The organism is Falsiroseomonas algicola (assembly GCF_011040385.1).
Classification (GTDB): Bacteria; Pseudomonadota; Alphaproteobacteria; order Acetobacterales; family Acetobacteraceae; genus Falsiroseomonas; species Falsiroseomonas algicola.
In genome coordinates this window covers 277,061-302,549 of record NZ_JAAIKB010000006.1, presented here as the reverse complement: position 1 = coordinate 302,549, position 25,489 = coordinate 277,061, and the positions used below count along the sequence as shown (strand labels likewise).

26 protein-coding genes are annotated in these 25,489 nt (G+C 71.6%); 19 read left to right on the top strand and 7 right to left on the bottom strand.

The window, feature by feature from the left end:
* The first annotated feature begins 3 nt into the window (after positions 1 to 3).
* From flgG to G3576_RS16975, 18 genes are all read left to right on the top strand, one after another.
* On the top strand, positions 4 to 789 hold the full coding sequence (flgG, locus tag G3576_RS17060) for a flagellar basal-body rod protein FlgG (protein ID WP_164695626.1): 786 nt from the start codon (positions 4 to 6) through the stop codon (positions 787 to 789).
* Entirely contained in the window at positions 789 to 1,772 is a 984-nt protein-coding gene (gene flgA / locus G3576_RS17055; RefSeq protein WP_164695625.1) for a flagellar basal body P-ring formation chaperone FlgA, read from the top strand. The genes flgG and flgA overlap by 1 nt, the downstream gene beginning before the upstream one ends.
* Complete coding sequence (gene flgH / locus G3576_RS17050) at positions 1,769 to 2,485, top strand: flagellar basal body L-ring protein FlgH (RefSeq protein ID WP_164695624.1); 717 nt, start codon at positions 1,769 to 1,771, stop codon at positions 2,483 to 2,485. The genes flgA and flgH overlap by 4 nt, the downstream gene beginning before the upstream one ends.
* A gap of 2 nt (positions 2,486 to 2,487) precedes the next feature.
* On the top strand, positions 2,488 to 3,582 hold the full coding sequence (locus tag G3576_RS17045) for a flagellar basal body P-ring protein FlgI (RefSeq protein ID WP_164695623.1): 1,095 nt from the start codon (positions 2,488 to 2,490) through the stop codon (positions 3,580 to 3,582).
* 5 nt (positions 3,583 to 3,587) lie between these two features.
* Positions 3,588 to 3,884 carry a rod-binding protein gene (locus G3576_RS17040; protein ID WP_164695622.1) on the top strand — a complete coding sequence of 99 codons (297 nt, stop codon included), beginning with the start codon at positions 3,588 to 3,590 and terminating at the stop codon, positions 3,882 to 3,884.
* Complete coding sequence (locus G3576_RS17035; RefSeq protein ID WP_164695621.1) at positions 3,881 to 4,261, top strand: hypothetical protein; 381 nt, start codon at positions 3,881 to 3,883, stop codon at positions 4,259 to 4,261. Before G3576_RS17040 ends, G3576_RS17035 begins: the two co-directional genes overlap by 4 nt.
* Before the next feature lie 79 nt (positions 4,262 to 4,340).
* Positions 4,341 to 4,604, top strand: a complete 264-nt coding sequence (locus G3576_RS17030) for a hypothetical protein (protein WP_164695620.1) — start codon at positions 4,341 to 4,343, stop codon at positions 4,602 to 4,604.
* Positions 4,604 to 5,347, top strand: a complete 744-nt coding sequence (fliP, locus tag G3576_RS17025; protein ID WP_164695619.1) for a flagellar type III secretion system pore protein FliP — start codon at positions 4,604 to 4,606, stop codon at positions 5,345 to 5,347. Before G3576_RS17030 ends, fliP begins: the two co-directional genes overlap by 1 nt.
* A gap of 84 nt (positions 5,348 to 5,431) precedes the next feature.
* The gene (locus G3576_RS17020) at positions 5,432 to 6,514 is read left to right on the top strand and encodes a methyl-accepting chemotaxis protein (RefSeq protein ID WP_164695618.1); all 1,083 of its coding nucleotides are present in this window, start codon (positions 5,432 to 5,434) and stop codon (positions 6,512 to 6,514) included.
* A gap of 26 nt (positions 6,515 to 6,540) precedes the next feature.
* On the top strand, positions 6,541 to 6,843 hold the full coding sequence (locus G3576_RS17015) for an STAS domain-containing protein (RefSeq protein ID WP_164695617.1): 303 nt from the start codon (positions 6,541 to 6,543) through the stop codon (positions 6,841 to 6,843).
* 1 nt (position 6,844) lies between these two features.
* On the top strand, positions 6,845 to 7,210 hold the full coding sequence (locus G3576_RS17010; RefSeq protein WP_164695616.1) for a response regulator: 366 nt from the start codon (positions 6,845 to 6,847) through the stop codon (positions 7,208 to 7,210).
* Between the two features lie 3 nt (positions 7,211 to 7,213).
* On the top strand, positions 7,214 to 9,232 hold the full coding sequence (locus G3576_RS17005) for a chemotaxis protein CheA (protein ID WP_164695615.1): 2,019 nt from the start codon (positions 7,214 to 7,216) through the stop codon (positions 9,230 to 9,232).
* A gap of 95 nt (positions 9,233 to 9,327) precedes the next feature.
* Entirely contained in the window at positions 9,328 to 12,033 is a 2,706-nt protein-coding gene (locus G3576_RS32605; protein ID WP_164695614.1) for a methyl-accepting chemotaxis protein, read from the top strand.
* A gap of 51 nt (positions 12,034 to 12,084) precedes the next feature.
* Entirely contained in the window at positions 12,085 to 12,618 is a 534-nt protein-coding gene (locus G3576_RS16995; protein WP_235952098.1) for a chemotaxis protein CheW, read from the top strand.
* Between the two features lie 28 nt (positions 12,619 to 12,646).
* Entirely contained in the window at positions 12,647 to 14,851 is a 2,205-nt protein-coding gene (locus G3576_RS32600) for a methyl-accepting chemotaxis protein (RefSeq protein WP_164695613.1), read from the top strand.
* A 3-nt stretch (positions 14,852 to 14,854) separates the two neighbouring features.
* A complete protein-coding gene (locus G3576_RS16985) occupies positions 14,855 to 15,712 on the top strand; it encodes a CheR family methyltransferase (protein ID WP_235952097.1) in 858 nt (285 codons plus the stop codon).
* Entirely contained in the window at positions 15,709 to 16,329 is a 621-nt protein-coding gene (locus G3576_RS16980; RefSeq protein WP_164695612.1) for a chemoreceptor glutamine deamidase CheD, read from the top strand. Before G3576_RS16985 ends, G3576_RS16980 begins: the two co-directional genes overlap by 4 nt.
* 17 nt (positions 16,330 to 16,346) lie before the next feature.
* Entirely contained in the window at positions 16,347 to 17,405 is a 1,059-nt protein-coding gene (locus G3576_RS16975) for a protein-glutamate methylesterase/protein-glutamine glutaminase (protein WP_207622863.1), read from the top strand.
* Here the strand turns inward: G3576_RS16975 and G3576_RS16970 are convergent, their stop codons facing one another.
* Positions 17,406 to 18,398, bottom strand: coding sequence for an NAD(P)-dependent oxidoreductase (locus tag G3576_RS16970; RefSeq protein ID WP_164695610.1), 993 nt, complete (start codon positions 18,396 to 18,398; stop codon positions 17,406 to 17,408). It abuts the gene before it with no gap.
* 43 nt (positions 18,399 to 18,441) lie between these two features.
* On the opposite strand from G3576_RS16970, the gene G3576_RS16965 reads away from it, so the two are divergent.
* Positions 18,442 to 19,293: an amidohydrolase family protein gene (locus G3576_RS16965; RefSeq protein ID WP_164695609.1), complete on the top strand. Its 852-nt coding sequence runs from the start codon at positions 18,442 to 18,444 to the stop codon at positions 19,291 to 19,293.
* Here G3576_RS16965 and G3576_RS16960 read toward each other — a convergent pair.
* From G3576_RS16960 to G3576_RS16935, 6 genes are all read right to left on the bottom strand, one after another.
* Complete coding sequence (locus tag G3576_RS16960; protein WP_164695608.1) at positions 19,278 to 20,279, bottom strand: HWE histidine kinase domain-containing protein; 1,002 nt, start codon at positions 20,277 to 20,279, stop codon at positions 19,278 to 19,280. The two genes, G3576_RS16965 and G3576_RS16960, sit on opposite strands and share 16 nt — an antisense overlap.
* A 55-nt stretch (positions 20,280 to 20,334) precedes the next feature.
* A complete protein-coding gene (locus G3576_RS16955; RefSeq protein ID WP_164695607.1) occupies positions 20,335 to 20,658 on the bottom strand; it encodes a hypothetical protein in 324 nt (107 codons plus the stop codon).
* Positions 20,655 to 21,326, bottom strand: coding sequence for an AzlC family ABC transporter permease (locus tag G3576_RS16950; protein WP_164695606.1), 672 nt, complete (start codon positions 21,324 to 21,326; stop codon positions 20,655 to 20,657). Before G3576_RS16950 ends, G3576_RS16955 begins: the two co-directional genes overlap by 4 nt.
* Positions 21,327 to 21,406: 80 nt before the next feature.
* On the bottom strand, positions 21,407 to 22,189 hold the full coding sequence (locus tag G3576_RS16945) for an FTR1 family protein (RefSeq protein WP_164695605.1): 783 nt from the start codon (positions 22,187 to 22,189) through the stop codon (positions 21,407 to 21,409).
* Positions 22,190 to 22,339: 150 nt separating this feature from the next.
* Entirely contained in the window at positions 22,340 to 24,472 is a 2,133-nt protein-coding gene (locus tag G3576_RS16940) for a DUF4214 domain-containing protein (protein ID WP_164695604.1), read from the bottom strand.
* Between the two features lie 179 nt (positions 24,473 to 24,651).
* Entirely contained in the window at positions 24,652 to 25,473 is an 822-nt protein-coding gene (locus tag G3576_RS16935; protein ID WP_164695603.1) for an EcsC family protein, read from the bottom strand.
* Between the last annotated feature and the right edge of the window lie 16 nt (positions 25,474 to 25,489).

Below are 25,489 nucleotides of genomic sequence, written 5' to 3'. Positions count from 1 at the left end.
CACATGCGCACGCTCGACATCGCTGCGACGGGGCTGCAGGCCCAGCAGACCAACGTCGAAGTCATCTCCAACAACATCGCGAATATGAGCACGACGGGCTACAAGCGCCGCCGCGCCGAGTTCCAGGACCTGATCTACCAGAACCTGCGCCGCGCGGGGTCGCAGAGCAGCGACCAGGGCACGGTTCTGCCCTCCGGCGCGCAGCTCGGGCTCGGCGTCCGCACGGCGGCGATCTACCGCATCTCCGAACAGGGCAGCCTGACCCAGACGGAGAACCGCTTCGACCTGGCGGTGCGCGGCAATGGCTACTTCCCCGTGACGCTGCCGAGTGGCGAGACGGCCTATACCCGCGCCGGCAGCTTCGGCCTTTCGCCCGAGGGCACGATCGTGACCGCGGACGGCTTCCCTGTCTCCGGCGGCATCGTGGTGCCGGCCGCGGCGCGCGACGTGACGATCAACGCGGCGGGCGAGGTGCTGGTGAAGCTGGATGGCCAGGTGCAGCCGCAGAATGTCGGCCAGATCCAGATCGCGATCTTCCCGAACGAGGGCGGGCTGGAAGCCACGGGCGACAACATGTTCCTGGCGACGCCGGCATCGGGCCAGGCGCAGCCGGGCGTGCCGGGCGGCGTCGGCTACGGCCAGATCCAGCAGGGCTTCCTCGAGTCCAGCAACGTGAACGTGGTGCAGGAGATCACGAACCTGATCACCGCGCAGCGCGCCTATGAGATGAACAGCAAGGTCATCACCGCGGGTGACGAAATGCTGTCCACCCTGACGCGGATGCGCTGATGCGCGCGTGGTCGTCCCTCCTCGTGCTGGCGCTTCTGGCGACGCCTGCTTTCGCGCAGGCGCCCGCGCCGCGGGCGCAGGCCGTCGTGGAATCCGCCGTCGTGACGCTGGGCGACATCTTCGACCATGCGGGCGCGCGGGCGGAGACGACGCTCGGCCCCGCCCCGGCGCCGGGCCGCCGCTTCGTGGTGGAGGCGCCGCAACTCGCCGCCATCGCGCGCGACTACGGCCTGGCGTGGCGACCGGTCCTGGGCGATGAGCGCGTGGTGGTGGAGCGCCCTGGCCGCGCCATGCGGCGGGAGGAGGTGCTGGAGCCGCTGCGGGCGGAACTCGTCGCACTCGGCGCCGATCCCGAGCTCGACCTCGACATCCCGGGCTTCCAGCCGCCGAGCCTGCCCGCCGGCGCGCCGGATGCGCGCGTGGCGGTGGATGGCGCGCTGTGGGATGGCGTGTCGCGCCGCTTCTCCGCGACGCTGGTCGTGGTGGCGGAGGGCATGCCGACCTTCACGCAGCGCGTCAGCGGCCGGGCGGTCGCGATGCGCGACGTGGTCGTCGCGGCCAAGGCGCTGCGCGCCGGCGAGATGGTGATGCCCGGCGACGTCACGCTCAGCCGCATGGCGGTGGATCGCGCCCCCGCCAGCGTCGCGGAGGATGTGGAAGCCGTGACCGGCCAGCGGCTGCGCCGCGCCATCGCCGCCGGGCAGGCGCTGTCGCCGGCGGACGTTGCCGTCGCCGCCATCATCGCACGCGAATCCGCCGTGCAGCTGCTCCATCAGGCGCCGGGCCTGACGCTGACGGCGCAGGGCCGCGCGCTGGAGGACGGGTTCCGCGGCCGCAGCTTCCACGTGCTCAACCTCGCCTCCGGCAGCGTGGTGCAGGCGGAGGTGATCGGCCCGGGCCGCGCCCGCGCCATCGGCGCTGCCACCAGCCTGCCCCCCGCCATCGCCGCCCGCGTCAACCGCAGGGATCAAGCCTCACGATGAAGCGCACCCTCCCCCTCCTCCTGCTGCTGTCCATGACGGGCTGCGCGGAGCGTCTGTCCGAACTCGGCCGCGCGCCGAGCATGGCGCCGATCGAGAACCCGAACGTCCGCCCGGTGAGCATGCCGATGCCCGCGCCGCAGACGGCACCGGCGGAGGCCAATTCGCTGTGGCGGCAGGGCAGCCGTACCTTCCTGCGCGACCAGCGCGCGGCGCAGGTCGGTGACCTCGTCACCGTGCTGGTGCAGATCGAGGATCGCGCGCAGCTGCAGAACAGCACGGAGCGCACGCGCGCCAATACCGAATCGCTTGGCCTGCCGCGTCTGCTCGGCCTCGATTCCAGCTATGGCCGGCTGCTGCCGAACGGCTTCGATCCCTCGCGCTTGGTCTCCGGCGCCTCCGACAGCTCCTCCGCCGGCAATGGCCAGATCCAGCGGACGGAGACGGTGACGCTGCGCGTCGCCGCCACCGTCACGCAGGCGCTGCCGAACGGCAACCTGGTGGTGGCGGGCCGCCAGCAGGTGCGGGTGAACCATGAGCTGCGGGACCTCCAGGTCTCCGGCATCATCCGGCCGCAGGACATCGCCAGCGACAACACGGTCAAGCATGACCGCCTGGCCGAGGCGCGGATCGCCTATGGCGGCCGTGGCACGGTCAGCGACGTGCAGCAGCCGCGCTACGGGCAGCAGCTGCTCGACATCATCCTGCCGTTCTGACCATGCGCAGCCTGATCTTCCTGCTGGGCCTGCTCATCTCCCTACCCGCGCTGGGCCAGGGCGTGCGGATCAAGGACATCGCGGATGTCGAGGGCATGCGCGACAACCAGCTGGTGGGCTACGGCCTGGTCGTCGGGCTGAACGGAACGGGCGACCGGCTGCGCAACGCGGTGTTCACGCGGCAGTCGCTGATCGGCATGCTGGAGCGGCTGGGCGTCAATACGCGCGACCAGGAACGGCAGCTGGAGACGCGCAACGTCGCCGCCGTGATGGTGACCGCCAATCTGCCGGGCTTCGCGCGCACGGGCAGCCGGATCGACGTTTCCGTCGCGGCCCTCGGCGACGCCACGAACCTGACGGGCGGCACGCTGGTGGTGACGCCGCTGCTGGGGGCGGATGGAGAAGTCTATGCGGTGGCGCAGGGTGCGGTCGCGACCGGCGCCATCGCGGCGCGGGGCGCGGCGAGTTCGGTGACGCGTGGCGTCCCGACGGCGGCGCGCATCTCCAACGGCGCGATCGTGGAGCGCGAGGTCGGCTTCGCCTTCGCGTCCCGCCCGGCCATCCGGCTGGCGCTGCGCAACCCCGACCTGACCACGGCGCGGCGCATCGCGGCCGCGATCAACCGCTACGCCCCCGGCAACCCGGCCAGTGCCACGGATCCGCGCAGCGTGACCATCGCGCTGGCCGGCCGCGACGCGATCGGCTTCATCGCGGAGATCGAGCAGCTGCGGGTCGAGCCCGACAGCGTGGCGCGCGTGGTGATCGAGGAAGCCAGCGGCACGATCGTGATGGGTGCGAATGTCCGCATCTCCACCGTCGCGATCGCACAGGGCAACCTGACCATCCGCGTGACGGAAACGCCGCAGGTCAGCCAGCCCGGGCCGCTGTCCAACGGCCAGACCGTGGTGGTGCCGCGCACCAACGTGGAAGTGGACGACCAGAACGAAAGGCGGATGGGCATCCTGCGGGGCGGCACGACGCTGCAGGACCTGGTGCAGGGGCTGAACCAGCTCGGCGTCGGGCCGCGGGACATGATCTCCATCCTGCAGACCATCAAGGCGGCCGGCGCGCTGCAGGCCGAGCTGGAAGTGAGGTAGCGAGCATGGACCCCACATCGCGGGTGCCGGCGGCGACGCAGCCGGCGATCAACGCGCCACGCAACGCAGGAACCACCACCGCGCAGCGCGCCGCGGCACAGAACTTCGAAGGCCAGGTGCTGGGCGCGCTGCTGCAGCCGATGTTCGCCGGGCTGGACGGCAAGGGCCTGTTCGGCGGCGGCACCGGGGAGGCCCAGTGGCAGCCGATGCTGGTGCAGGAAATGGGCAACGCCATCGCGCGCCAGGGCGGGCTCGGCCTGGCCGATGCGGTGCTGCGAGAGATGCAAAGGAACAGCCGATGAGCACGGAGCTGCTGGAAGCCGCGGAGGTGCTGGAAGCCCTGCTGCGGGAGGAGACGGCCGCGCTGAAGGCGCGCGACCTGCGCGGCGCGGCGGCGCTGCAGCCCGCGAAGAGCGTCGCGATCGAGGACTTCGTGAAGGCGCGCGCGACGCTCGACACCAGCGGGACGCTGGACCATCGCCTGGCGATGCTGGTGGACGGGCTGCGGGACAGCGCCGCCGCCAATCGCGCGGCGCTGGAGGATGCGCTGGCGCTGCAGGCCCGCGTGGTGAAGGCCATCGCCAAGGTCGCGACGCGGCCGGAGGGCAACGGCATGCCGGGCTATGCGCGCCCCGCGCGCCCCGGTGCCGGCGCCATCGCCATTTCCGTGCGCGCCTGAAGGCGGCGCGGTTAACAGCGGATAAACGGCCAGGCTTCTTCTTCAGGTCCATCGACTGGCACGGCAGGAGGCCGGCTTCATGGACCCCCAATCGATCGGGACGGCACTCGCCGCGTTGGCGGGCGTGCTGCTCCTCATCATGCTGCTCGCGCGCGGGCTGCGCCGGCTTGGCTGGGCGCCCGCGGCGGCAAGCAGCGCGACGCGCCGCCTGGCGGTGGAGGAGGCGCTGCCCATCGACGGGCGCCGCCGCCTGCTGCTGCTGCGCTGTGACGGACGCCCGATGCTGCTGCTCACGGGCGGGCCGACCGACGTGCTGATGCCGCTGCCGGCGGAGGCATCGTGATGCGCCGCATCCTCGTCCTTCTCCTCCTCATGATGCTGCTGGTGCCGGGGCTGGCGCTGGCGCAGAGCGTCAACATCGACATGGGCCAGCAGGGCGGCGCGGGTGCCACGGCGCGGCTGGTGCAGCTGACGGCGCTGATCGGCCTGCTGTCCCTGGCGCCGTCGCTGCTGGTGATGGCGACGGCCTTCGGGCGCATCATCATCGTGCTGTCGCTGCTGCGCAGCGCCATCGGCGCGCAGGGCGTGCCGCCCAACCCCGTGCTGATCGGGCTCGCGCTGTTCCTGACCTGGTTCGTGATGCAGCCGGTGCTGGAGCAGTCCTGGACGCTCGGCCTGCATCCGATGTCCCAGGGGACGATCGACGAGATCGCGGGGCTGAAGGCCGCGGCGGAGCCCTTCCGCGCCTTCATGGTCACGCATGCGCGGGACACCGACCTGGCGCTGTTCCTCGACCTCGCGAACCTGCCGGTGCCGGCAGCCGGCGAGGAGATGCCCTGGCGCGCGCTGGTGCCCGCCTTCATGGTCGGCGAGCTGCGCCGCGCCTTCGAGATCGGCTTCCTGCTGTTCCTGCCCTTCCTCATCATCGACATTGTCGTCGCCAGCGTGCTGATGGGCCTCGGCATGATGATGCTGCCGCCGCCGGCGATCGCGCTTCCCTTCAAGCTCGTCTTCTTTGTTCTGGTTGATGGGTGGCGCCTCATCGCCGGAAGCCTCGTTCAGGGCTTCGGTGTCGGCAACGGTTGAGAAGTGTCGCGGCACAAGGGTATCAACAGAAGCTAAATACTTGGCTCGCAGTTTGGTGATCGACCACTCTGCGGATGCTCTCCCGTGCCCCCCTTCGATCATGCAGCCCCGTTGCCACCGGGCCGTGCCGCCCTTCCAGGCGCGGCGTCGGCGCTGCTCGCGCAATGGGTCGAGCTGGGTGAGATCGAGCGCCGCGCCTTCATCGCGATGACGGAGGAGGTGACCGCCTCCTCCCGCCTCATCGAGGACAGCACGGTCACGCTCAGCGCGCAGTTCCGCCATCTGGCGGAGGCGGCGGAATCGCAGACCGCGCGGGTGGAACGCGTGGCCGCCATCGCCCGGATGATCGAGGTGGAAGGTCGGCCCATGCCGCTGGCGGAGGCGACGGCCTTCGTCGAGGCGATGCTCGGCCAGGCCGTGAACGGACTTCGCGATGCGGCCGCCCAGGCGGCGCGCATGATGGCCGCGCTGGAGGAGGTGACGCGCGAGGTCCGCGGCGTCGAGCAATGCGTCACGCGCATCGAGGCCATCAATCGCCAGGCACAGTTCGTCGCCATCAACGCGACGATCGAGGCGCACCGCGCCGAGGCCGCCGGCGGCACCTTCAAGGTCATCGCGCATGAGCTGAAGGAGCTGGCGAAGGAGACCAACGCCACCTCGCGCCTCGTGCATGAACGGATCACCGCGGCGGGCAGGGGCGTGAGCGCGGCGCAGGCCGACCTGGCGCGCATCGCCGGCACGGAGAATGGCGGCGTGACGGACGGCCAGGCGCGACTGGCGGCGGTCATGGCGGGGATGATGGAACAGAACCGCGCCCTGTCGGAGACGCTGGCCGAGGCGCGGGAGGCGGCGGCGGGCATCGATGCCATCGTCGACAGCCTTGTCACCGGCACGCAGTTCCAGGATCGCACCACGCAGCACCTGACCCATGTGGTCGAGGCGATGGGCGCGATCGGGGAGGCGACGCAAGCGTTGCAGGCGGAGACGACGCAGGCGCTGCCGGACCTGGTGCCGCATGTGCGCGCCGACGGCCCGCTGCTGCGGCGGATGCTCGACCAGCAGTCGCTGAGCAGCGTGCGCCAGCGCTTCCTCAACCGGCTGCTGCATGACGAGGGCGCGGCACTGGTCGCGGAGCCCGCGGGTGCGGGCGAGATAGAGCTGTTCTGAGCAATACGGCCAGCGGGATGGATTTCATGATCGACGCGGAAGTGAAGCCGGGGGCCGGCGGCGATTCCTATCGCCTGCCGCCGGTGCTGGACCTGGCGGCGGCGGAGCCGCTGGCGGCGGCGCTGCGCGCGCTGCTGCCGGACGGTCCGATCCGCGTCGATGGCGCCGCCGTCGAACGCGCGCTGACGCCCGGCCTGCAGGTGCTGGCGGCCGCGGCGGCCACGGCCAGGACGCGGGGCATCGGCTTCCGCGTGGAGAATGCCTCCGCCGCGATAGTGGAGGCGATCGAGGATCTGGGACTGGGGAAGGCCCTGGAAGGGGACGAATGACATGGCGAAGCGTGTGATGACCGTGGATGACTCGCGCACGATGCGCGAGATGGTGTCCTTCACCTTGCGCAAGGCAGGCTTCGAGGTGAGCGAGGCGGAGGATGGCCAGAAGGCCCTGTCCGCGCTGCAGGCGAAGCCGGTTGATGTGGTGATCACCGACCTCAACATGCCGGTCATGGATGGCGTGGCGCTGATCCGCGCGCTGCGCGCCGACCCGAAGTGCCGGTCGCTGCCGATCCTGATGCTCACGACGGAATCGGATTCAGGGAAGAAGCTGGAGGGCAAGAATGCCGGCGCGACCGGCTGGCTGGTGAAGCCCTTCGATCCGGAGAAGCTGGTGGATGTCGTCAAGCGGGTGGCGGGCTGAGCCATGGGCTTCGACCACCTCCGCGCCACCTATTTCGAGGAGAGCGGTGAGCTGCTGGAGAGCGCCTATGCGCAGCTTTCGGCGCTGGCCGAGGATCGCGCGGATGGCGATACGATGCATGCGCTGTTCCGCGCCATCCACTCGATCAAGGGTGGCGGCGGCGCCTTCGGCTTCACGCGGCTCGTCGGCCTGGCGCATGTCATGGAGACGCTGCTGGACCGCCTGCGCGACGGCGCGCTGGAGGGCACGCCGGAGCGGATGGCGTTGCTGCTGAAGGCAACCGATGCGCTGGCCGACCTGCTGGCGGCGGAGCAGCGCGACGAGGCGATGCCGGCGGGCTTCGAGGATGGCCTGATCGCCGCCCTGGCCGCGGTGGTGGAGGCGCCGGGCGCCGCAGCGCCCACCATGGCCGCGCCGGCCGCGCCGGCCGCGCCGGCCGCGGCGGCCGTGCCGGAAGGAACGGGCTGGCGGATCGAGTTCCGTCCGCACGCCGCGCTGTTCAGGCATGCCAATGAACCGCTGCTGCTGATCCGCGCCCTGCGCGCGCTGGGGCCGCTCACTGTCTCCGCTGCGCTGGACCGCCTGCCGGGGCTGGAGGCACTGGAGCCGGAGGATGCCTATCTCGCCTGGACGCTGGTGCTGGCGGCGCCGCTGCCGCGCGCGGCGGTGGAGGAGATCTTCGAGTTCGTCGTCGATGACTGCGACCTCTCCATCGATCCGCTGGTGCCGGCCGTGGTGCAGGATGATGCGCCGGTCATGGCGGCTGCCGCGGTGGCGGCTCCCGCGGGCGCCCGGCCCGAACCGACCGCCGCGCAATCCGTGCGCGTCGATGTCGCCAAGGTCGATCGCCTCGTGAATCTCGTCGGCGAACTCGTCATCAACCAGGCCATGCTGCTGCAGCTCGGAAGCACGGTGCCGCCGGAGGTCTGCCCCGGTCTGGTCGCGGGGCTGGAGACGCTGTCGCAGCATCTGCGGGAGTTGCAGGAAGGCGTCATGGCCATCCGCACCCAGCCGGTGAAGTCCGTCTTCTCCCGCATGCCGCGGCTGGTGCGCGAATTGGCGGCGCAGCTCGGCAAGGATGTGCGCCTGGTGGTGACCGGGGAGGCGACCGAGATCGACAAGACGGTGGTCGAGCAGCTCGCCGATCCGCTGACCCACCTGCTGCGCAACGCGCTGGACCACGGGCTGGAGACGCCGGAAGCGCGGGAGGCCGCGGGCAAGCCGCGCCAGGGCACCGTGCATCTCTCCGCCGAGCAGCGCGGCGGTCGCATCCTGATCGAGCTCAGCGACGATGGCCGCGGCATCGACCGCGCGCGGGTGCTGGCGCGGGCGAAGGAACGCGGCATCGTCGCGCCGGATGCGGTGCTGAGCGATGGCGAGATCGATGAGCTGATCTTCATGCCGGGCTTCTCCACCGCCGCCGCCGTCTCCTCCGTGTCCGGCCGCGGGGTCGGCATGGATGTCGTGCGGCGCAACATCCAGTCGCTGGGTGGCCGCATCGCGGTGGAGTCACGCTTCGGGGAGGGATCGCGCTTCGTGCTGTCCCTGCCGCTGACGCTGGCGGTGATGGATGGCCTCGTCGTCTCCGTGGGGCGGGAAGCCTACATCCTGCCGATCGCGGCCATCGTGGAAAGCCTGCGCCCGCGCCCGCAGGACATCGATGAGGTGGTGGGCCGCGGGCAGGTGCTGTCCATCCGCGGGGCCTACATCCCTCTGCTGCCGTTGCATCGCGCCTTCGGCGTCGCCGATGCGGTGCTGGACCCGTCGCGCGGCATCGTCGTGATCGTGGAGACCGACAATGCCGGCCGCGTCGGCCTGCTGGTGGATGACCTGGTCGGCCAGCAGCAGGTGGTGGTGAAGAGCATGGAGGCGAATTACGGCACGATCGCTGGCATCGGTGGCGCGACGATCCTCGGCAATGGGCGCGTCGCGCTGATCCTGGATGTCGCGGGGCTGGCGACGCTGCCGCAGGCCGGTGCATCGGCGCGGCACGCCACCGCGGCCGCCGTCGCGCTGCACTGAGTGGAAGTGCGGCATGGCTCGATCCCGTGCCGCGACCGCATTGCCGGATGCCGCAAAGGCGATGGCCACAAGAACGATCGTGAGGAAGAACAGCCATGTTCATGGAACGCGCCGCGCGGGCCCTGCTGCCCGCCGGCTTCACCGATCGCCGATCGGGGCAGGACCGTCGCGCCACGATGCGCAGCCTGGTCGCGGCGCAGGCCGCGCTGCAGCGCGCGCAGGCGATGCTGACGCTGTCCGTCGATGGTCGCATCCTGGAGGCGAATGAGCGCTTTGCCGCGCTGCTGGGCATGGCGCCCGAAGCCGTGGCGGGTCGTCCGCTGGCCGCGCTGCTGACGCGTCTGGAGCGCGACGGCGCAGCCTGTCGCAGCCTGCTAGAGAAGCTGTCGCGCGGCGAGGATACGGTGGCGCGCTTGTGGCACCAGGGATCCGGCGGCATCGACGTGCTGCTGGACTACGCTTGCGCCCTGCTGCCGACGGAGGAGGGCGCCGTTGCCGCCGCCGCCGTGGTGGTACGCGACGTGACGGTGGCCGCGGCCGGGGAAGCGCGCGCACTGGCCGACCGCGCGACCATCGAGGCGTCCGCCACGCCCATGATGATGCTGGATGCGGACGGTGTGTTGCGCCATGCCAATGGCGCGGCGCGCGCGATGCTGCGCCAGCATGCGGCGGGGTTCCGCGCGCATTGGCCTGATCTCGATCCTGCGGCGCCGGATGGGGCGCGCCTTACCGACTTGCCGCGGGACCTGTTCGCGCGGCGCGGTGGCGCGCAGCGCGCGGAGATCGACATCGGCGCGGCGCGCTTCGCCCTGGTGGCGACCGCTCTCGAGGGAAGCGGGGAGCGCCTGCTGGAATGGCAGGACATCACGGAGCAATCCGGCCAGCGCGCACGCTTCACGGCGCTGGACCGCGCCATGGGGCGGATCGAGTTCGGGCTGGATGGCCGCGTGCTGGACGCGAATGCGGGCTTCCTGGCGACCTTCGGCTACACGCTGGAGGAGGTGCGGGGACAGCATCATTCACTGTTTGTTGATCCGGCCGAGCGCCTGACGCCGGAATACCGCGCCTTCTGGGAGAAGCTCGGCCGCGGCGACTACGATGCGGGCCGCTACAAGCGGATCGCCAAGGGCGGGCGCGAGGTCTGGATCCAGGCGAGCTACAACCCCGTGCTGGATGCGGAAGGCCGGCCGGTGCGGGTGGTGAAATACGCCGCCGATGTGACCGCGGCGACGGAGCGCGAGGCCGATCTGCGCGGCCAGATCGCCGCCATCGACAAGGCGCAGGCGGTGATCGAGTTCAGCCTGGATGGTCGCGTGCTGACCGCCAACACGAACTTCCTGACCGTGCTGGGCTACACGCTGGACCAGGTGCGCGGGCAGCATCATTCGATGTTCGTCGATCCCGCCGAACGCATGTCGCCGGAATACCGCGCCTTCTGGGACAAGCTCGGCCGTGGCGAATACGATGCCGGGCGCTATCGCCGGCTCGGCCAGGGCGGGCGGGAGATCTGGATCCAGGCCAGCTACAACCCGATCCTCGACCTGAACGGCCGGCCCTTCAAGGTCGTGAAATACGCCACCGACGTGACGGGCGAGGTCATGGCCGCGCGCGCGCTCGCCGCCATGGTGGCGAAGGCGGAACAGGTAGTGGCCGCCACGCTCCGCAACGAGTTCGGCAGCCGCATCCCGTTGGACGGGGTGGAGGGCTCCATCGCCGCGCTGGCGGAGGGCATCAACCGCATCGCCGATGGCATGGAGGCGCAGTTCCACTTCGCCGAGGCGCTACGCCTGGCCGTGGGCGAGACGCAGGCGGTGGTGGCCGCGGCTCAGGCCAACGACATCAGCCAGCGCGTGCCGCTGGAGGGCAAGACGGGGGAGATCGCGGCGCTCTGCGGCGGCGTGAACGGGTTGCTTGATACGATGCGCAGCGTCCTTTCCGCCATCGCGGAGGGCTGCGGCACCATCACCACCGCGTCGCGCGAGATCGCGATGGGGAACACGGACCTGTCGCAGCGGACGGAGGAGCAGGCTTCGAGCCTGGAGGAGACCTCGGCGAGCCTGGAGGAACTCACCAGCACGGTGAAGCAGAACGCCGACAGCGCGGTGCAGGCGAACAAACTGGCGGCGTCCGCCAGCGAGATCGCGACGCGGGGCGGCATGGTGGTGACGGAGGTGGTGCGGACGATGGACGGCATCACGCAGTCCAGCCGCAAGATCAGCGACATCATCGGCGTGATCGACGAGATCGCGTTCCAGACGAACATCCTGGCGCTGAACGCGGCTGTGGAGGCGGCGCGGGCCGGTGACCAGGGCCGCGGCTTCGCGGTGGTGGCGGCGGAGGTGCGGAACCTGGCGCAGCGCAGTGCCAATGCGGCGAAGGAGATCAAGGCGCTGATCTCCGACAGCGTGCAGAAGGTGGATAGCGGGTCGAAGCTGGTGGCATCGGCCGGGCAGACGATGGACGAGATCGTGCGCTCGGTGAAGCGGGTGACGGACATCATGGCGGAGATCTCGGCCGCGTCGCAGGAGCAGTCGGCGGGGATCGAGCAGGTGAACGTGGCCGTCGCGCAGATGGACAAGATCACGCAGCAGAATTCCGCGCTGGTGGAGGAGGCCGCCGCGGCCGCCAAGTCCATGGAGCAGCAGACGGACACGCTGATGCAGATGGTCGCGGCCTTCAGCCTGGACGGCAAGGTGGCGGCCCCGCCCGCGCCGAAGTCGGCCGCGCCGGCTTCTGCGCCCCGGGCGGTGAAGCGGCCAGCGCGCGTCACCGCCGATGCAGCGGATTGGCGGGAATTCTGACGGAGTTCGGCGCCGGCCAGGCCGGCGCCCATCGGTTTCGGGAAGACAGCAATGCAGACCTTGATGCAGCCCCGGCAGGCCGGGACAGAGGCCCCGCCGCACACCGGCCTGGCGGGCCCACCACAGATGGGCATGGCGGCGCAATACATCACCTGCACGCTGGGTGACGCGGAATATGGCATCGACATCCTGTCGGTGCGGGAGATCAAGGGCTGGACGGAGACGACCGCGCTGCCCCATGCCGCGCCCTGGGTGCGGGGCGTGATCAACCTGCGCGGCACGATCGTGCCCATCCTCGACCTGCGCGCGCGCTTCGGCCAGGGCATGACCGTGCCGACGGCGATGCATGTGGTGGTGATCATCCAGACGGCGACGCGCATGGCCGGCCTGCTGGTTGATGCGGTGTCGGACATCATCACCGTGGCCGCGGAGGAGATCCGCCCGGTGCCGGAAATCGGCGCCGGCGTGCCGGAAAGACTGCTGGGCGGGCTGATCCCGCGCGAGGGCGGCATGGTCTCCCTCGTCTCGCTCGACAACCTCATCACCATGCCGGATGCCGAGGCGGCGTCCGGCCTTCTGTCCTGATCCTGCCCAAGAAAGGCATCCCATGTTCATGAGCCGGACTGCGCGGGCGCTGCTGCCCGCGAGCTTCACCGACCGACGCGCCGGCACCGACCGTCGCGCCAGCGCGCGTGACATGGCTGCCGTGATGGCCGCCATCGATGCCGTGCAGCCCCTGATGGTGCTGGGCACCGACGGGCAGGTGCAGGACGCCAATGCGCCGATGGCCGCGCTGCTCGGCGTGGCGGCGGAAGCGCTGGCCGGGCGGCCGCATGGCGCGCTGCTGGTGGAGGCGGAGCGCGACGGCGTGGTGCATCGCCGCTTCCGCGAGGCGATGGCGGCGGGACAGCCCTGCCAGGCGCGGCTGCGGCATGTGGCGGGCAGCGGCAGCGTGGTGCTCGACCTGCAGGCGCAGCCGCTGGCGGCGGAGCCCGGTCGCCCGGCGCGGGCGGTGGTGCTGGCGCGCGACGTGACGGCGCAGGCGGCGGCGGAGGCGCGCAGCCTGCATATCGGCCAGGCGATGGACAAGGTCTCGGCCGCCATGATGATGGTGGATCGCGACTTCGTCGTCACCCATGTGAACCGCACGACGATCGATCTGCTGAAGCGCTATGAGCCGGAGTTCCGCAAGCTCTGGCCGAGCTTCACGCCGGAGCGGATCGTCGGCATGTGCATCGACACCTTCCACCGCGACCCTACGCATCAGCGCCGCATGCTGGCGGATCCGTCGCGCCTGCCGCACCGCACCGACATCAGCGTGGGCGAGGTGAAGTTCGCGCTCTGCGTGAATGCCAGCTACGCGTCGGATGGCACCTATGACGGCAACATCCTGGAATGGCAGGAGGTGACGACGCTGCGCACCCAGCAGGGGCAGCTTGCGGCGATCGACAAGGCGATGGCGGTGATCGAGTTCGGGCTGGATGGCCGCGTGCTGCACGCCAACCAGAACTTCCTGGGCGCCATGGGCTATACGCTGGAGGAGGTGCGCGGCCAGCACCACTCCCTCTTCGTCGATCCCGCCTATCGCCAGAGCGCCGAGTACAAGGCGTTCTGGGAGAAGCTCGGCCGGGGTGAATACGAGGCCGCGCAGTACCGGCGTGTCGCCAAGGGCGGGCGCGAGGTCTGGATCCAGGCCAGCTACAACCCGATCCTCGACATGAACGGGCGCGCCTTCAAGGTGGTGAAGTATGCCACCGACGTCACCGCCCAGGTGCAGGCCGCCAATGCGCTGAAGCTGGCGGTCACGCAGACGCAGGAGGTGGTGACCGCGGCGCAGGCCAATGACCTCAGCCGCCGCGTGCCGCTGGAAGGCATGACGGGGGAAATCGAGCAGCTCTGCGCCGGGCTGAACGGGCTGCTCGACACCATGTCGGGCGTCGTCGCCGGCATCACGGAAAGCTGCGCCACCATCGCCACCGCGTCGCGGGAGATCGCGATGGGGAATACCGACCTGTCGCAGCGGACGGAGGAGCAGGCGTCGAGCCTGGAGGAGACCTCGGCGAGCCTGGAGGAGCTGACCAGCACGGTGAAGCAGAATGCCGACAGCGCGGTGCAGGCGAACAAGCTGGCGGCCTCCGCCAGCGAGATCGCGACGCGCGGCGGCATGGTGGTGACGGAGGTGGTGCGGACGATGGACGGCATCACGCAGTCCAGCCGCAAGATCAGCGACATCATCGGGGTGATCGACGAGATCGCGTTCCAGACGAACATCCTGGCGCTGAACGCGGCGGTGGAGGCGGCGCGCGCCGGCGACCAGGGGCGTGGCTTCGCGGTGGTGGCGGCGGAGGTGCGCAACCTGGCGCAGCGCAGCGCGAATGCGGCGAAGGAGATCAAGGCGCTGATCTCCGACAGCGTGCAGAAGGTGGATAGCGGGTCGAAGCTGGTGGCCTCGGCCGGGCAGACGATGGACGAGATCGTGAGCTCGGTGAAGCGGGTGACGGACATCATGGCGGAGATCTCGGCCGCGTCGCAGGAGCAGTCGGCGGGGATCGAGCAGGTGAACGTGGCCGTCGCGCAGATGGACAAGATCACGCAGCAGAACTCGGCGCTGGTGGAGGAGGCCGCGGCGGCGGCGAAGTCCATGGAGGAGCAGACCGAGGCGCTGGCCGGCATGGTTTCCGCCTTCGTGCTGGAGGAAGCCGCACCGGCGCCGAAGCCGGCACCGAAGGCGCGCGCCAAGGCCACGCCGCCCGCCGCGCGCCCGGCACGGCCGGCGCCGGCCAAGGCGGCCGCGGATGACGAGTGGAAGGAGTTCTGATCCATGTCCGCCGTGGCGGCCCTGCCGGCCCCGACCGTCGCGCAGCTGATGCAGGAGGTGATCCTGCATGACGAGGATTTCGTGGCCATCGCCGCCATGGTGCGGGAAGCCTCGGGCATCGTGCTGAGCGAGACGAAGCGGGACCTGGTGCATGGGCGGCTGCGGCGGCGGCTGCGCGCCCTGCGGCTGACCAGCTTCGCCGACTACCGCGCGATGCTGGACGGGCCGGAGGGCGCGCAGGAACGGGTGCGGATGATCAATGCGATCACCACCAACCTGACCGGCTTCTTCCGCGAACCCCATCATTTCGACGCGCTGGCGGAACGCGTGCTGCCGGCGCTGCCGCGCGACCGGCGGCGGCTGCGCATCTGGTCCGCCGGCTGTTCCTCCGGCGAGGAACCCTACAGCATCGCGATGACCCTGCACCGCGCCATGCCGGACCTGGCGGAATGGGATGCGAAGGTGCTGGCGACGGACATCGATACCGACATGGTCGCGCATGGCGCCGCGGGGCTCTATGGCATGGAGCGTGCAGCGGCGATCCCGGCGGAGCTGCGGCGCGCGCATGTGCGGCGCGTGGATGCGCAGACGGTGGCGATGGGGGAGGAGCTGAAGGAGCTGATCGCCTTCCGCCCGCTGAACCTGCTCGGCCCCTGGCCGATGCGCGGGCCCTTCGACGTGATCTTCTGCCGCAACGTCGTCATCTACTTCGACAAGCCGACGCAGCGCGTGCTGTTCGACCGCTATGCGGAAATGCTGAAGCCCGGCGGCATCCTCTTCGTCGGGCATTCCGAGAGCCTCTACCGCGTCAGCGACCGCTTCACGCATCTCGGCCGGACCATCTACCGCAGGGTTAAATGAGCGCCGCGCTGGCATCGCCGGACCCGCCGCTGGCCTCCCGGCTGCTGCTGTCCGGCGATCCGCTGGCGGGACGGCGCGCGGTGAAGGTAGGGCCCGGCGACTGGCATGTGGCGGCGGAGGAGGAGGCGGTGATCGTCACCGTGCTCGGCTCCTGCATCTCGGCCTGCATGCGTGATCCCGTCGCGCGCGTCGGCGGGCTCAACCACTTCATGCTCCCGGTCGGCGTGGAGGGGGGCTGGGGCAAGGCGGCGGCCAGTCTGCGCTACGGCAATTTCGCCATGGAGCGGCTGGTGAACGAGCTGATGGCGCGCGGCGCCCGGCGCGACCGCATGGAGGTGAAGCTGTTCGGCGGCGCACGCGTCGGCAGCGCCACGGATTCCGTGGGGCAGCGGAACATCGAATTCGCGGACGCCTATCTGGCGGCGGAGGGCATGCGCCCGCTGGTGCGCGATGTCGGCGGCACGCGGGCGCGCAGCATCGTCTACCAGCCCGTGTCCGGGCGCGCCTTCATGCGGCTGCTGCCGGAGGCGACGGCGGAGGTCGCGGGCGTGGAGGGGCGGCTGCGGCGGCACCTGGCGACGCGGCCGGTGGCGGGCAGCATCGAGATCTTCGAATGAACGGAAGGAAAGGCGCGATGCCGATCAAGGTCCTGGTGGTGGATGACAGCGCGCTGATCCGCCAGCTGCTGACGGAGCTGCTGTCTGCCGACCGGGGGATCGAGGTGGTGGGCACGGCCAACGATCCGATCGCGGCGCGGGAGAAGATCAAGGCGCTGGCGCCGGATGTCATCACGCTCGACATCGAGATGCCGAAGATGGACGGGCTCAGCTTCCTCGAGAAGCTGATGGCGCTGCGGCCCATGCCGGTGGTGGTGGTCTCCACCCTGACGCAGAAGGGCACGGATGCGGCGCTGCGGGCGCTGGAACTCGGTGCCATCGACTATGTCGCCAAGCCGCTGATCGACATCCGCAGCGGCATGACGGCACTGGGGGAGGAGCTGGTCGCGAAGGTGCGCACCGCCGCGGCGGCGCGGCCACGCGCGCGGGCAATGCGTGCCGCACCCAGCGCGCCGCTGCAGGTGGATGCGGCGCTGTCGACCGCGGGGCGCATCGTCGCGGTCGGTGCCTCCACGGGCGGGGTGGAGACGCTGCAGCAATTGCTGCTGCAGATGCCCGCGACGGCGCCGGCCATCGTCATCACCCAGCACATGCCGGCGGGCTTCACCAGCAGCTTCGCCAGGCGGCTCGACCAGCAATGCGCCATGACGGTGGTGGAGGCGAGCGACGGGCGGCGCATCATGCCGGGCCAGGTCTATATCGCGCCCGGCGCGCGGCACCTGGAGGTGACGCGCACCGGCGCGCATTACGCCTGCCGCGTGCATGATGGCGCGCCGGTCTCCGGCCACCGCCCCTCGGTCGATGTGCTGTTCTATTCCGTCGCGGCGGCGGCGGGGGCGAATGCGATGGGCATCATCCTGACCGGCATGGGGAAGGATGGTGCGCATGGGCTGCTGGCGATGCGGCGTGCGGGGGCGCGGACGCTCGGCCAGACGGAGGCGAGCTGCGTCGTCTATGGCATGCCCAAGGCCGCGATGCAGGCCGGCGCCGTGGAGCAGGAGCTGACGGTGGACCAGATCGCGCGGGAGGTCGTGCGGGCGCGGGAGGGAGAGGCAACCCGCCGCGGCGCGGCCTGATCAGCGGGCCCTTGCCCAGGCGGCGAAGCGCGTCGCGGCCTCCGCGTTCACCGCGCCATCCGGCATCTCGCCCCGCGCCAGCAGGCCCACCTGGCGCACCGTGTCCATCGCCTGGTGCTCCGCCGCTTCGGGCGTGAGGCCGCCGACATGCGGCGTCGCCACCACGTCGGGCCTTGCCGCGAGGCGCGGGTTCGGCCGCTGGTCCGGCGCGCTGCCGACATCCATGGCGGCGCCGCGCAAATGGCCGCTTTCCAGCGCCGCCTCCAGCGCGGCTTCGTCCACCAGCTCCCCCCGGCTGAGGTTGATTAGCAGCGCGCCTCGCCTCATGCGGGCGAAGGCCTCCGCATTCATGAGGTGCCGGGTTTCCGGCGTGGAGACGGCGAGCGGCATGACGACGTCGCTCGCCGCGAGCAGCGCGTCCCGCGTCACGCTCTCCGCACCCTCGACCGGGGCGTAGGGGTCGTGCACCACCACGCGCATGCCCATCGCCGTCGCGATCGGCGCGATGCGGCGCGCGATGCGGCCCCAGCCGATCAGGCCGAGCGTCTTGCCCTCCAGCTGCATGCCCATCCGCACCGCCGGCAGCACGCCGCTGTGGTAGGCGGTGCTGCTGGCGGAGACGCCGCGCGCGAGATCCACCATCATGCCGATGGCGAGTTCCGCGACGCTGGCGGTGAAGCCCGGCGTCGCCTGCGTCACCAGCACCCCGGCGGCGGAGGCGGCCGCGACATCGATGGTGGAGATGTCGACGGCGACGCGCAGGAAGGCCAGCAGGTCGGGCGCGGCGGCGAAGGTGGCGGGAAGGCCCGGCGTCGACCGGTCCGCCACGATGCAGTGGCAGCCGGAAGCGGCCTCCGCCAGCGCGGCGCCGGAGAGCGGCGTGGTCCCGGTGTGGAGCACGACCTCCGCCACCTCGCGCAGCGCGGCCTCGGCCCGGGGCGGGTAGTAGCCTTCCCGCATCTCCGGCGTATGGGTCAGGAACACGCGCAGCATGGACGTCTCGCCCTTTCATTCTTCTCATCCTAGCCTAGGCCGCATGAGCACGACGCACGAGATCCCCTTCACCGCGGGCACCGCGCCCCCCCGCATCCCGGTGCCGCGCGGCGCGGTGGATTGCCACCACCACGTCTATGACGCCGCCGCGCCCATCGCGAAGGGCGGGCGGCCGCATGCGGATGCGAGCCTCGCCGATCACTCGCGCGTGCTGGCGCGGCTTGGCGTCGATCGGCATGTGCTGGTGCAGCCCTCGACCTATGGGCTCGACAACACGCTGCACCTGGAAGCGCTGCGGGAAGCGGGCCCGGCGCGGGCGCGGATGGTGGCGGTGGTGGCGCCGGACACGCCACGCGCGGAGCTTCGCGCCATGGCGGAAGCGGGCGTGGTCGGCGCGCGGGCCAACCTGGTGCAGGGCATCCCGCTGAGCATCGAGGATGTCGCGCCGCTCGGGCGGACCATGGCGGAGATGGGCTGGCACCTGCAGCTCTACGCGACGCCGGCGATCATCGCGGGGCTCGGGCCCGTGCTGCGCGCGCTGCCCTGCCCGGTGGTCTTCGACCATTTCGCGCAGCTGCCGCTGGCGGGGTGGGATGCCGATCCGGCCTGGGGCGTGGTGATGGAGCTGATGCAGGCGGGGCGGGGCTGGATGAAGCTGTCATCGCCCTATGCGCTGGACCAGGCGCGGCCGGAGGCGGTGGGGGACCTGGCACGGGCACTGGTCAACGCGGTGCCGGAGCGGCTGGTCTGGGGCACCAACTGGCCGCACCCGAATGCCACGGCGATCCCGGACGACGCCGCGCTGCTGGACCGGCTCGCGGATTGGGCGCCGGAGGACGGCGTGCGCCACCGCATCCTGGTGGACAACGCGGCGCGGCTCTACGGCTTCGGCTGAGGGCCAGCCCAGCTCGCCAGGGGAAAGCGCAGTTCCGCCTGCAGCCCGCCTGCTGTCCAGTCCAGCGACTGCGTGCCGCCGAGGCGGCGGATCTGCGAGTGGATCACCGCCATGCCGGTGCCCTTGCGGGCGGGCGGCGCAGCGATCGGGGCGCCGCCCTGCTCCGCCCAGCACAGCACCACCTCCGCGCCCTCTCGCCTGGCCGCGATCCGCACCTGGCCGCCGGCGGTGGCCAGCGCCCCGTGCTTCGCGGCATTGGTCGCCATCTCGTAGAGGATCATCGCCACGGGTTGCACCGCATTCGCGGTGAGGTCCGGGACGCCATCGACCTCCAGAGTCAGGTGGTCGCGATAGGCGGCGAGTTCGGAGGCGATGAGCAGGGCGAAGGCGGCGGGATGCTGCGCCGCCTGGTCCAGCAGCGTCTGGGTGCGGGCGAGCGAGAGGATCCGACCCTCGAGCCGCCGCTTGTAGTCCGGCATGTCCGCGGCCTGGGTCAGCCGGACCAGCGCCTGCACGACGGAGAGCGTGTTGTTGGCGCGGTGGTTGACCTCCCGCACCAGCAGGGCGCGGCGGGCCTCGGCCTCCGCCGCATCGGTCACGTCGCGCAACATGCCGACGATGTGGGTACGCGCGCCGGGCGGGCCGAACATGCGGCCGAGGAACTCGATATGGCGGATGGCGCGGTCGGTCTGGCGGATGATGCGGACGCGTTCGCAGTAGATGTCACGGTCGCGTTCGCCGCGGAGGTCGGCGGCGAAGGTGGCGCGGGCGGCCTCCAGATCCTCGGGGTGGTAGCATTCCCAGAACCCCGTGCGGTCCACGGGCATGCGCGGCGGCACCGGCAGGCCGAACATGGCGAAGGCGTTGGGGCTGACCACGACCTGGCTGGTGGCCATGTTGGATTCGAAGAAGGCGATGCCGAAATTCTCCATGGCCAGCCGCGCACGTTCCCGTCCGGCTTCGGAGCCCAAATCGAAGCCGATCATCCCGCCACCATGTCCCGCAGGCTACCACGCTCAGCCCTTCTCAACCCTGAGTATATCAGCCTGTCCAGACCCGGGCCAGCAGCAGCGCGGCAAGCCCGGCTGCCATGGCCGGCAGCAGGCGGCGCCCGGCGAGCCACCAGGCGAGGCCCCCGGCGGCGAGGCCGGCGAGGCGCGCCGCAAGCGGCACCGTGGCCAGCAGCCCTGCCGGCGTCGCGATGGCGAGGGTGACGAAGCAGGCCAGCGTGGCGACGGAGACGGCGGAGGCCCAGGCGATGAAGCCATGGTCCGGCCGCAGCGCGCCGCCCAGCGCCAGCCCGGCCGCGCGCAGCAGCAGCCCGATGGCGATGGTCAGCACCAGGGCGGCATCGGCGCTGGTCATCGGCGCAGGACCAGGAAGGCGATGGTGCCGGCGATGAGGCCCGCGACGGGCAGGCCCCAGGCGCCGCCGATCCAACAGGCCAGCGGCGCCGCCGCCACGCCCGCCAGGATGGCGGCGCCCACGCCCGGCCGCGCGATGTCGGCGCCGAGCAGCAGGGCGAAGTAGAGCGGGTTGGTGAAGAGCGCCGCGGCCCGCAGCGCCGGTGGCAGCAGCGGCGCCGCGAGGTGCCCCGCCGCGGTGGCGCCCATGGCGGCGCACCAGGAGGCGATCGCGAAGCCCAGGAACCAGTTCAGGCGCGCGGGCTCCGGCAGGCCCGGCAGCACGCGCATCCCCGCCGCCCAGGGGGTGATGGCGATGAAGGGAAGGGAGAGGTATCGCCGCCAGCCCCGCCCCAGCAGCGGCGCGATGGCGACGGCCATGGGCAGGAAGCGCGCATTGGCGGCCGTCGCCGCCACCACCGCCGGCAACGCGGCCCCGCCACCGGCCGCGACCTGCAGCAGCACCAGTTGCCCCGCCATGCCATAGACCGCGCCGGTGCAGAGCAGCGCCCATGGCAGGGAAAGCCCCGCTTCCGCGACGGCGGCGCCGAAGGCCAGGAAGGTGGCGCCCATGGCGAGGGCCGGGGCGCCAAGCGCCTCCCGGATGCCGGTGCGGAGGGGCGGATGCATGCGGGAAGCATGCGCGGGGGTGGCGCGGGCGTCACTCCCCCCGCCAGGCCCCGGCCGCAGGACGGTCCAGCGGCGCGCCGTTACTCCGCCGCGGCGGGCGTCGTGGACGGCCGCCGCCGCGGCAGCAGGGCGAGGGGCGCGAGGCAGATCACGGCGAGGAAGGCCACCAGCGCCTCCGCGCTGTCCGGGATGCCGATCGCCAGCAGGGTTTCCGGCAGGTCCACCGGCGTGAAGCTGATGAAGGCCTGCTCCTGCAGTTCCTGCACCGCCGCCGCGGTGAAGCGCGCCGCCATCACCAGCAGAAACAGCGAGGTGCCAAGGAAGAGCGGCCGCAGCGGCAGGCGGCGCGTGCCGCGGCGGATGACGACCCAGAAGCCGAAGAGCACCAGCGCTGCCACCACGGCGCCCGCCAGAACAGGGATCGGCTGCTGCTCCGCGCCCAGCGCGGCGAGGAACAGCACCGTCTCCGCGCCTTCGCGGAACACCGCGAGGAAGCCGATGGCGGCGACGGCGACGGCCACGCGGCGGCCGGAGAGCGCCCGATCCGTGCGGGTCTTCAGCGCCGCCGACCAGGCGCGGGGATCGGCGTGGCGGGCCAGCCAGCCGCCGGTCCAGAGCATGAGGCCGGCCGCCAGCAGGCAGGTCGCGGCCTCCACCCGGTCATCATGCTCCCCGCCGAGGTAGAGGGCGTAGAGAATGGCGACCACGAGGCTGGCGGCCAGCCCGAGGGCGGCGCCCGCGCCCAGCGCGCCGGTCCGTTCGGGCGCGGCGCGGCCGAGGAAGGCGGCCAGGGCGGCGAGGACGAGGACGGCTTCCAGCCCCTCCCGCAGCAGGATCAGGCCGGCATCGAGCATAAGGGACATAGGGGTGGGGCTTTCTGCAATTGCGAAGCGTTCGCAATTTAAGCCCGAAGCATCACGATTTCACGTGAAACAACGGCAAGCCGCCGCCCAGGGGGGTACGCTGCCCCGGGCGGCGGCGACAGGCAGGCGATGACGGCGATGCCGTCGGGGTCAGGCGATGACGGCGATGCCGTCGGCGGCCCGGCTCTGCACGGCGGCCTGGAATTCCCAGAAATCGGCCAGCGCTACGGCGAGGTCGGTGGTGGTGGCGCCATTGGCGAAAAAGGCGCTCCACACCGCCAGCTCCGCGGCATCCGGTGCACGGCCAAGCGCACCTTCATGCAGCAGCGTCGCGACCCCGGCCTCGTCCAGACCCGCGATGCGGGCCTGGTATTCATCGGTCATGGTCAGCTCCCGGGCGAGGTCGGCCGGGGACCAGCCGGAATCGAGCTGGGCGTCCAGGGCGCGAAGCTCCGCCACCGTGGCCTCCCGCCCATAGGCCATCTGGACCAGGCCGGAGGCGAAGCTCATGCCCCAATCCGCGATGAAGATGCCGCTGGTCATGGCGGGCTGCGCGGCCAGCACCTCGCCCTCCGTCGCCACCATCACGAGGAAGTCGGCGCGGTTGGTGGCCTCGAGCCGTTGCAGCAGCAGGGCGGTGCCGCTTTCGACGGGCGGCGCGCCATAGGCGTTGGTCCAGGCCGCCGTGACGAAGTCCCGGTCATCCGCGATCTCGCCGATGCCGCCCTGCGCCAGGAAGCCCTGGGCGAGGTCGCGGGCCTCGATCCGCCCGGCATCCAGCGCATCGGCCGCCCAACCGGTACCGAGCAGGGAGGTGTCGCGGCCGAGCACGATGTCATGCAGCCGGTCCACCAGCCCGGCGGTGCCGCCATGGCCGATCACCTCCCGCCCATCGGCGAAACGGATCTCGCTGCCGGTCACGGTGGCGCTGCGGCCATCGGCGGTGGTGACCAGGGCGGTCTCGGGCGCCGTGATCGTGACCGTCACCTGGTCGCGGAACAGGGCGGTGGTGTCGATCACGGGGGTGGGCGGGGGTGGGGCGAGGGCGGCGGGCGGCGGCGCCGGCGCGGGCTCGGGGATCGGCGCGGGCTCCAGCACGACGGGCGGCGGCGTGACCACGACAGGCGGCGTGGCCGGGGCCGGTTCGGGGCTTGGTGCGGGCTCCGCGACCACGGGCGGCGCGGCGGTGCCGATGGCGACGCCCTGGGCCGCGGTCCAGACCGGCAGGCCCGAGGAATCCATCACCGCATGGCCCTGGCCGGTGCCGCTCGCCCCCCACAGCTTGCCGATGCCATAGGCGTAGTCGAGCACCGCGCCGGCCGGCAGGGCCTGGCCGAAGCTGACCACGAGGCTGTCGGCATCGAGGATCGTGGCCCCGGTCGCGGCCACCAGCGTGCCGTCGGCGAGGCGGGCGGACCAGCCGACGCCGGACGCGGCATCCGCATCCAGCGCCAGGAAGCCGCTGGTGTCGTCATGCCGCACATCCACCTGCAGCCGCGTCGCGTCCAGCAGCGTCGCCGCCACCACCTGGGGGCCGTCCGAGGCGATGTTGCCGCCTGCCAGCGCGACGGGCGAGCCGGGCTTGGCATAGGCGGCCCATTCCTCCGCCGCCGCGCGGGCGATGCGGCTGGCGATGATCAGCGCATCGGAGGCCGAGATATGCGCGCCGCCATATTCCCGCGTCGCCTCGTTGCCGTCGTAATTGTCCAGATCGACGTTGAGGTCCGGCGCGCGGGCGGCGATGCGGGCGTTGAAGGCCGGATCGGCGGCCAGCGTCTCCATGGCCTGGCGGATGGCCTGGTGGCCGGTGTCGGTGCCGTCGCCATAGGGATGCGCGGCGACATAGAGGTAGGGGATATCGCGACCCAGCGTGGCGCGGACGAGTGCCGCATCGACGCGCATCGCCTCCGCCAGCGAGGCGGCGGAGAGGTTGGGGTCGCGGCTGTCATATTCGCTGTGCAGCCAGACCATGGCGGTGGCGTCGCCGGGGCCATCGGCCCGGTATTGCTCCATGCGGTCCAGGAAGAGGCGTTCCAGCTCCCCGGCCTGCCAGCCGCCGGCCGCGGTCGGGTCCATCCATTCGTCGAGGAAGGCCGTCGCGGGGTAGGTGGTGTCGCCGCCCTGGCCGTCGCGGTCGTAGACCAGCGTCACACGATCGTTCACGCCATCGAAGCCGAGCAGGCGCTCCACCTCCGTCACCAGCCGCCCCGCGCCCGCGAAGCCATCGAGTTCGGCAAGGTAGGCGGCGTTGGATTGGCCACGCAGGATGAGATCGAGTTGCAAGGCGGCAGGCCCCCGGTTGTTGATTCCGGGGGGGCAATGCGGCGGCCCCGTCATGGTTCGGCGGGGTTCAGGCGCGTTGACGGGCTAGTGACCGGCAACGCGGCGGCGGGCGGAACGTTGCGCGCGGAGTCGCTTCACGCTTGCGTGGGCGGGCGGCGGCCGTGCCGCCGCTGCCCCATTCAGGCCATGAATCGGGCGTCGCGGGTGGCCGCGATCGCCTCATAGGCGGTCTTCACCGCGGCCGCGCCATGGAGGCGTTCCAGGCGCCGGACCGTGAAATGCCCCTCCGCCACGCTGCGGAAGTGTTCGAGGAAGGCGAGGTTGATGGCAGCACCCCCCGCCGCGCCGATCAGCGGCGCCGCCTGGGCGGAGAGCTTCAACGCCACCGGCCCGCCGAAGCGCGCCGCGATGGGGCCGAGGAAGCCCGGCAGTACCATGCCGGCCACGCCCTTGCCGACCGCGCCCTTCAGCGCCTCCGCCAGGGCGACGCGGACGGCGAAGTAGCCGGATTCGGCCGCGTCATCCCGCGCGTCGCGGCCGCCGAGCGCGAAGACCTTCAGGCATTCGGCGGCGACCAGCGGGTCCGACAGGTCCTCCCCGTGCTCGGCGGCGATGGCGGCGATCTGGCGCAGCAGCAGGGTGGTGGAGACCGGCAGTTCCACCAGCGTGCCGGGCAGGCCGAGCGCGCCGCCCGCCGCGCCGCTCGCCGCGGCCAGGCCGCGATGCAGCCAGGAGGTGGGCAGGGGCGTCGGGTTCGAGGCCGGCGCCGCCTTCAGCGCCGCCTGCATGGCGGTGGCGAGCGCCTTGCGCACCGCGCCATCCAGCATGGACTGCACGCCGGATGGCAGGCGGGAGCGCAGCGCCTCCACGGGGGTGCCGACCATGCCGGCGATGCGGGAGGCCAGGGAGACGGTCTCCAGCTGCACGACGGCGCGGGCGAGTTCCGCCTGCGCGTCGTCGGTCAGGATGCCAGAGGGGGGCGGGGCGACGGTGAGGGACATGCGGCACCATATGGGG

Bases quoted from the DNA above. Each gene is read 5' to 3' on its own strand.
- G3576_RS16960 (WP_164695608.1), bottom strand. From the start codon at position 20,279: ATGATCGGCTTCGATTTGGGCTCCGAAGCCGGACGGGAACGTGCGCGG.
- flgG (WP_164695626.1), top strand. From the start codon at position 4: ATGCGCACGCTCGACATCGCTGCGACGGGGCTGCAGGCCCAGCAGACC.
- G3576_RS32600 (WP_164695613.1), top strand. From the start codon at position 12,647: ATGAGCCGGACTGCGCGGGCGCTGCTGCCCGCGAGCTTCACCGACCGA.
- G3576_RS17040 (WP_164695622.1), top strand. From the start codon at position 3,588: ATGGACCCCACATCGCGGGTGCCGGCGGCGACGCAGCCGGCGATCAAC.
- G3576_RS16955 (WP_164695607.1), bottom strand. From the start codon at position 20,658: ATGACCAGCGCCGATGCCGCCCTGGTGCTGACCATCGCCATCGGGCTG.
- G3576_RS17010 (WP_164695616.1), top strand. From the start codon at position 6,845: ATGGCGAAGCGTGTGATGACCGTGGATGACTCGCGCACGATGCGCGAG.
- G3576_RS17035 (WP_164695621.1), top strand. From the start codon at position 3,881: ATGAGCACGGAGCTGCTGGAAGCCGCGGAGGTGCTGGAAGCCCTGCTG.
- G3576_RS16945 (WP_164695605.1), bottom strand. From the start codon at position 22,189: ATGTCCCTTATGCTCGATGCCGGCCTGATCCTGCTGCGGGAGGGGCTG.
- G3576_RS16975 (WP_207622863.1), top strand. From the start codon at position 16,347: ATGCCGATCAAGGTCCTGGTGGTGGATGACAGCGCGCTGATCCGCCAG.
- flgA (WP_164695625.1), top strand. From the start codon at position 789: ATGCGCGCGTGGTCGTCCCTCCTCGTGCTGGCGCTTCTGGCGACGCCT.
- flgH (WP_164695624.1), top strand. From the start codon at position 1,769: ATGAAGCGCACCCTCCCCCTCCTCCTGCTGCTGTCCATGACGGGCTGC.
- G3576_RS17015 (WP_164695617.1), top strand. From the start codon at position 6,541: ATGATCGACGCGGAAGTGAAGCCGGGGGCCGGCGGCGATTCCTATCGC.
- G3576_RS16985 (WP_235952097.1), top strand. From the start codon at position 14,855: ATGTCCGCCGTGGCGGCCCTGCCGGCCCCGACCGTCGCGCAGCTGATG.
- G3576_RS16980 (WP_164695612.1), top strand. From the start codon at position 15,709: ATGAGCGCCGCGCTGGCATCGCCGGACCCGCCGCTGGCCTCCCGGCTG.
- G3576_RS17045 (WP_164695623.1), top strand. From the start codon at position 2,488: ATGCGCAGCCTGATCTTCCTGCTGGGCCTGCTCATCTCCCTACCCGCG.
- G3576_RS16965 (WP_164695609.1), top strand. From the start codon at position 18,442: ATGAGCACGACGCACGAGATCCCCTTCACCGCGGGCACCGCGCCCCCC.
- G3576_RS17005 (WP_164695615.1), top strand. From the start codon at position 7,214: ATGGGCTTCGACCACCTCCGCGCCACCTATTTCGAGGAGAGCGGTGAG.
- G3576_RS16995 (WP_235952098.1), top strand. From the start codon at position 12,085: ATGCAGACCTTGATGCAGCCCCGGCAGGCCGGGACAGAGGCCCCGCCG.
- G3576_RS16970 (WP_164695610.1), bottom strand. From the start codon at position 18,398: ATGCTGCGCGTGTTCCTGACCCATACGCCGGAGATGCGGGAAGGCTAC.
- fliP (WP_164695619.1), top strand. From the start codon at position 4,604: ATGCGCCGCATCCTCGTCCTTCTCCTCCTCATGATGCTGCTGGTGCCG.
- G3576_RS16950 (WP_164695606.1), bottom strand. From the start codon at position 21,326: ATGCATCCGCCCCTCCGCACCGGCATCCGGGAGGCGCTTGGCGCCCCG.
- G3576_RS17030 (WP_164695620.1), top strand. From the start codon at position 4,341: ATGGACCCCCAATCGATCGGGACGGCACTCGCCGCGTTGGCGGGCGTG.
- G3576_RS16935 (WP_164695603.1), bottom strand. From the start codon at position 25,473: ATGTCCCTCACCGTCGCCCCGCCCCCCTCTGGCATCCTGACCGACGAC.
- G3576_RS32605 (WP_164695614.1), top strand. From the start codon at position 9,328: ATGTTCATGGAACGCGCCGCGCGGGCCCTGCTGCCCGCCGGCTTCACC.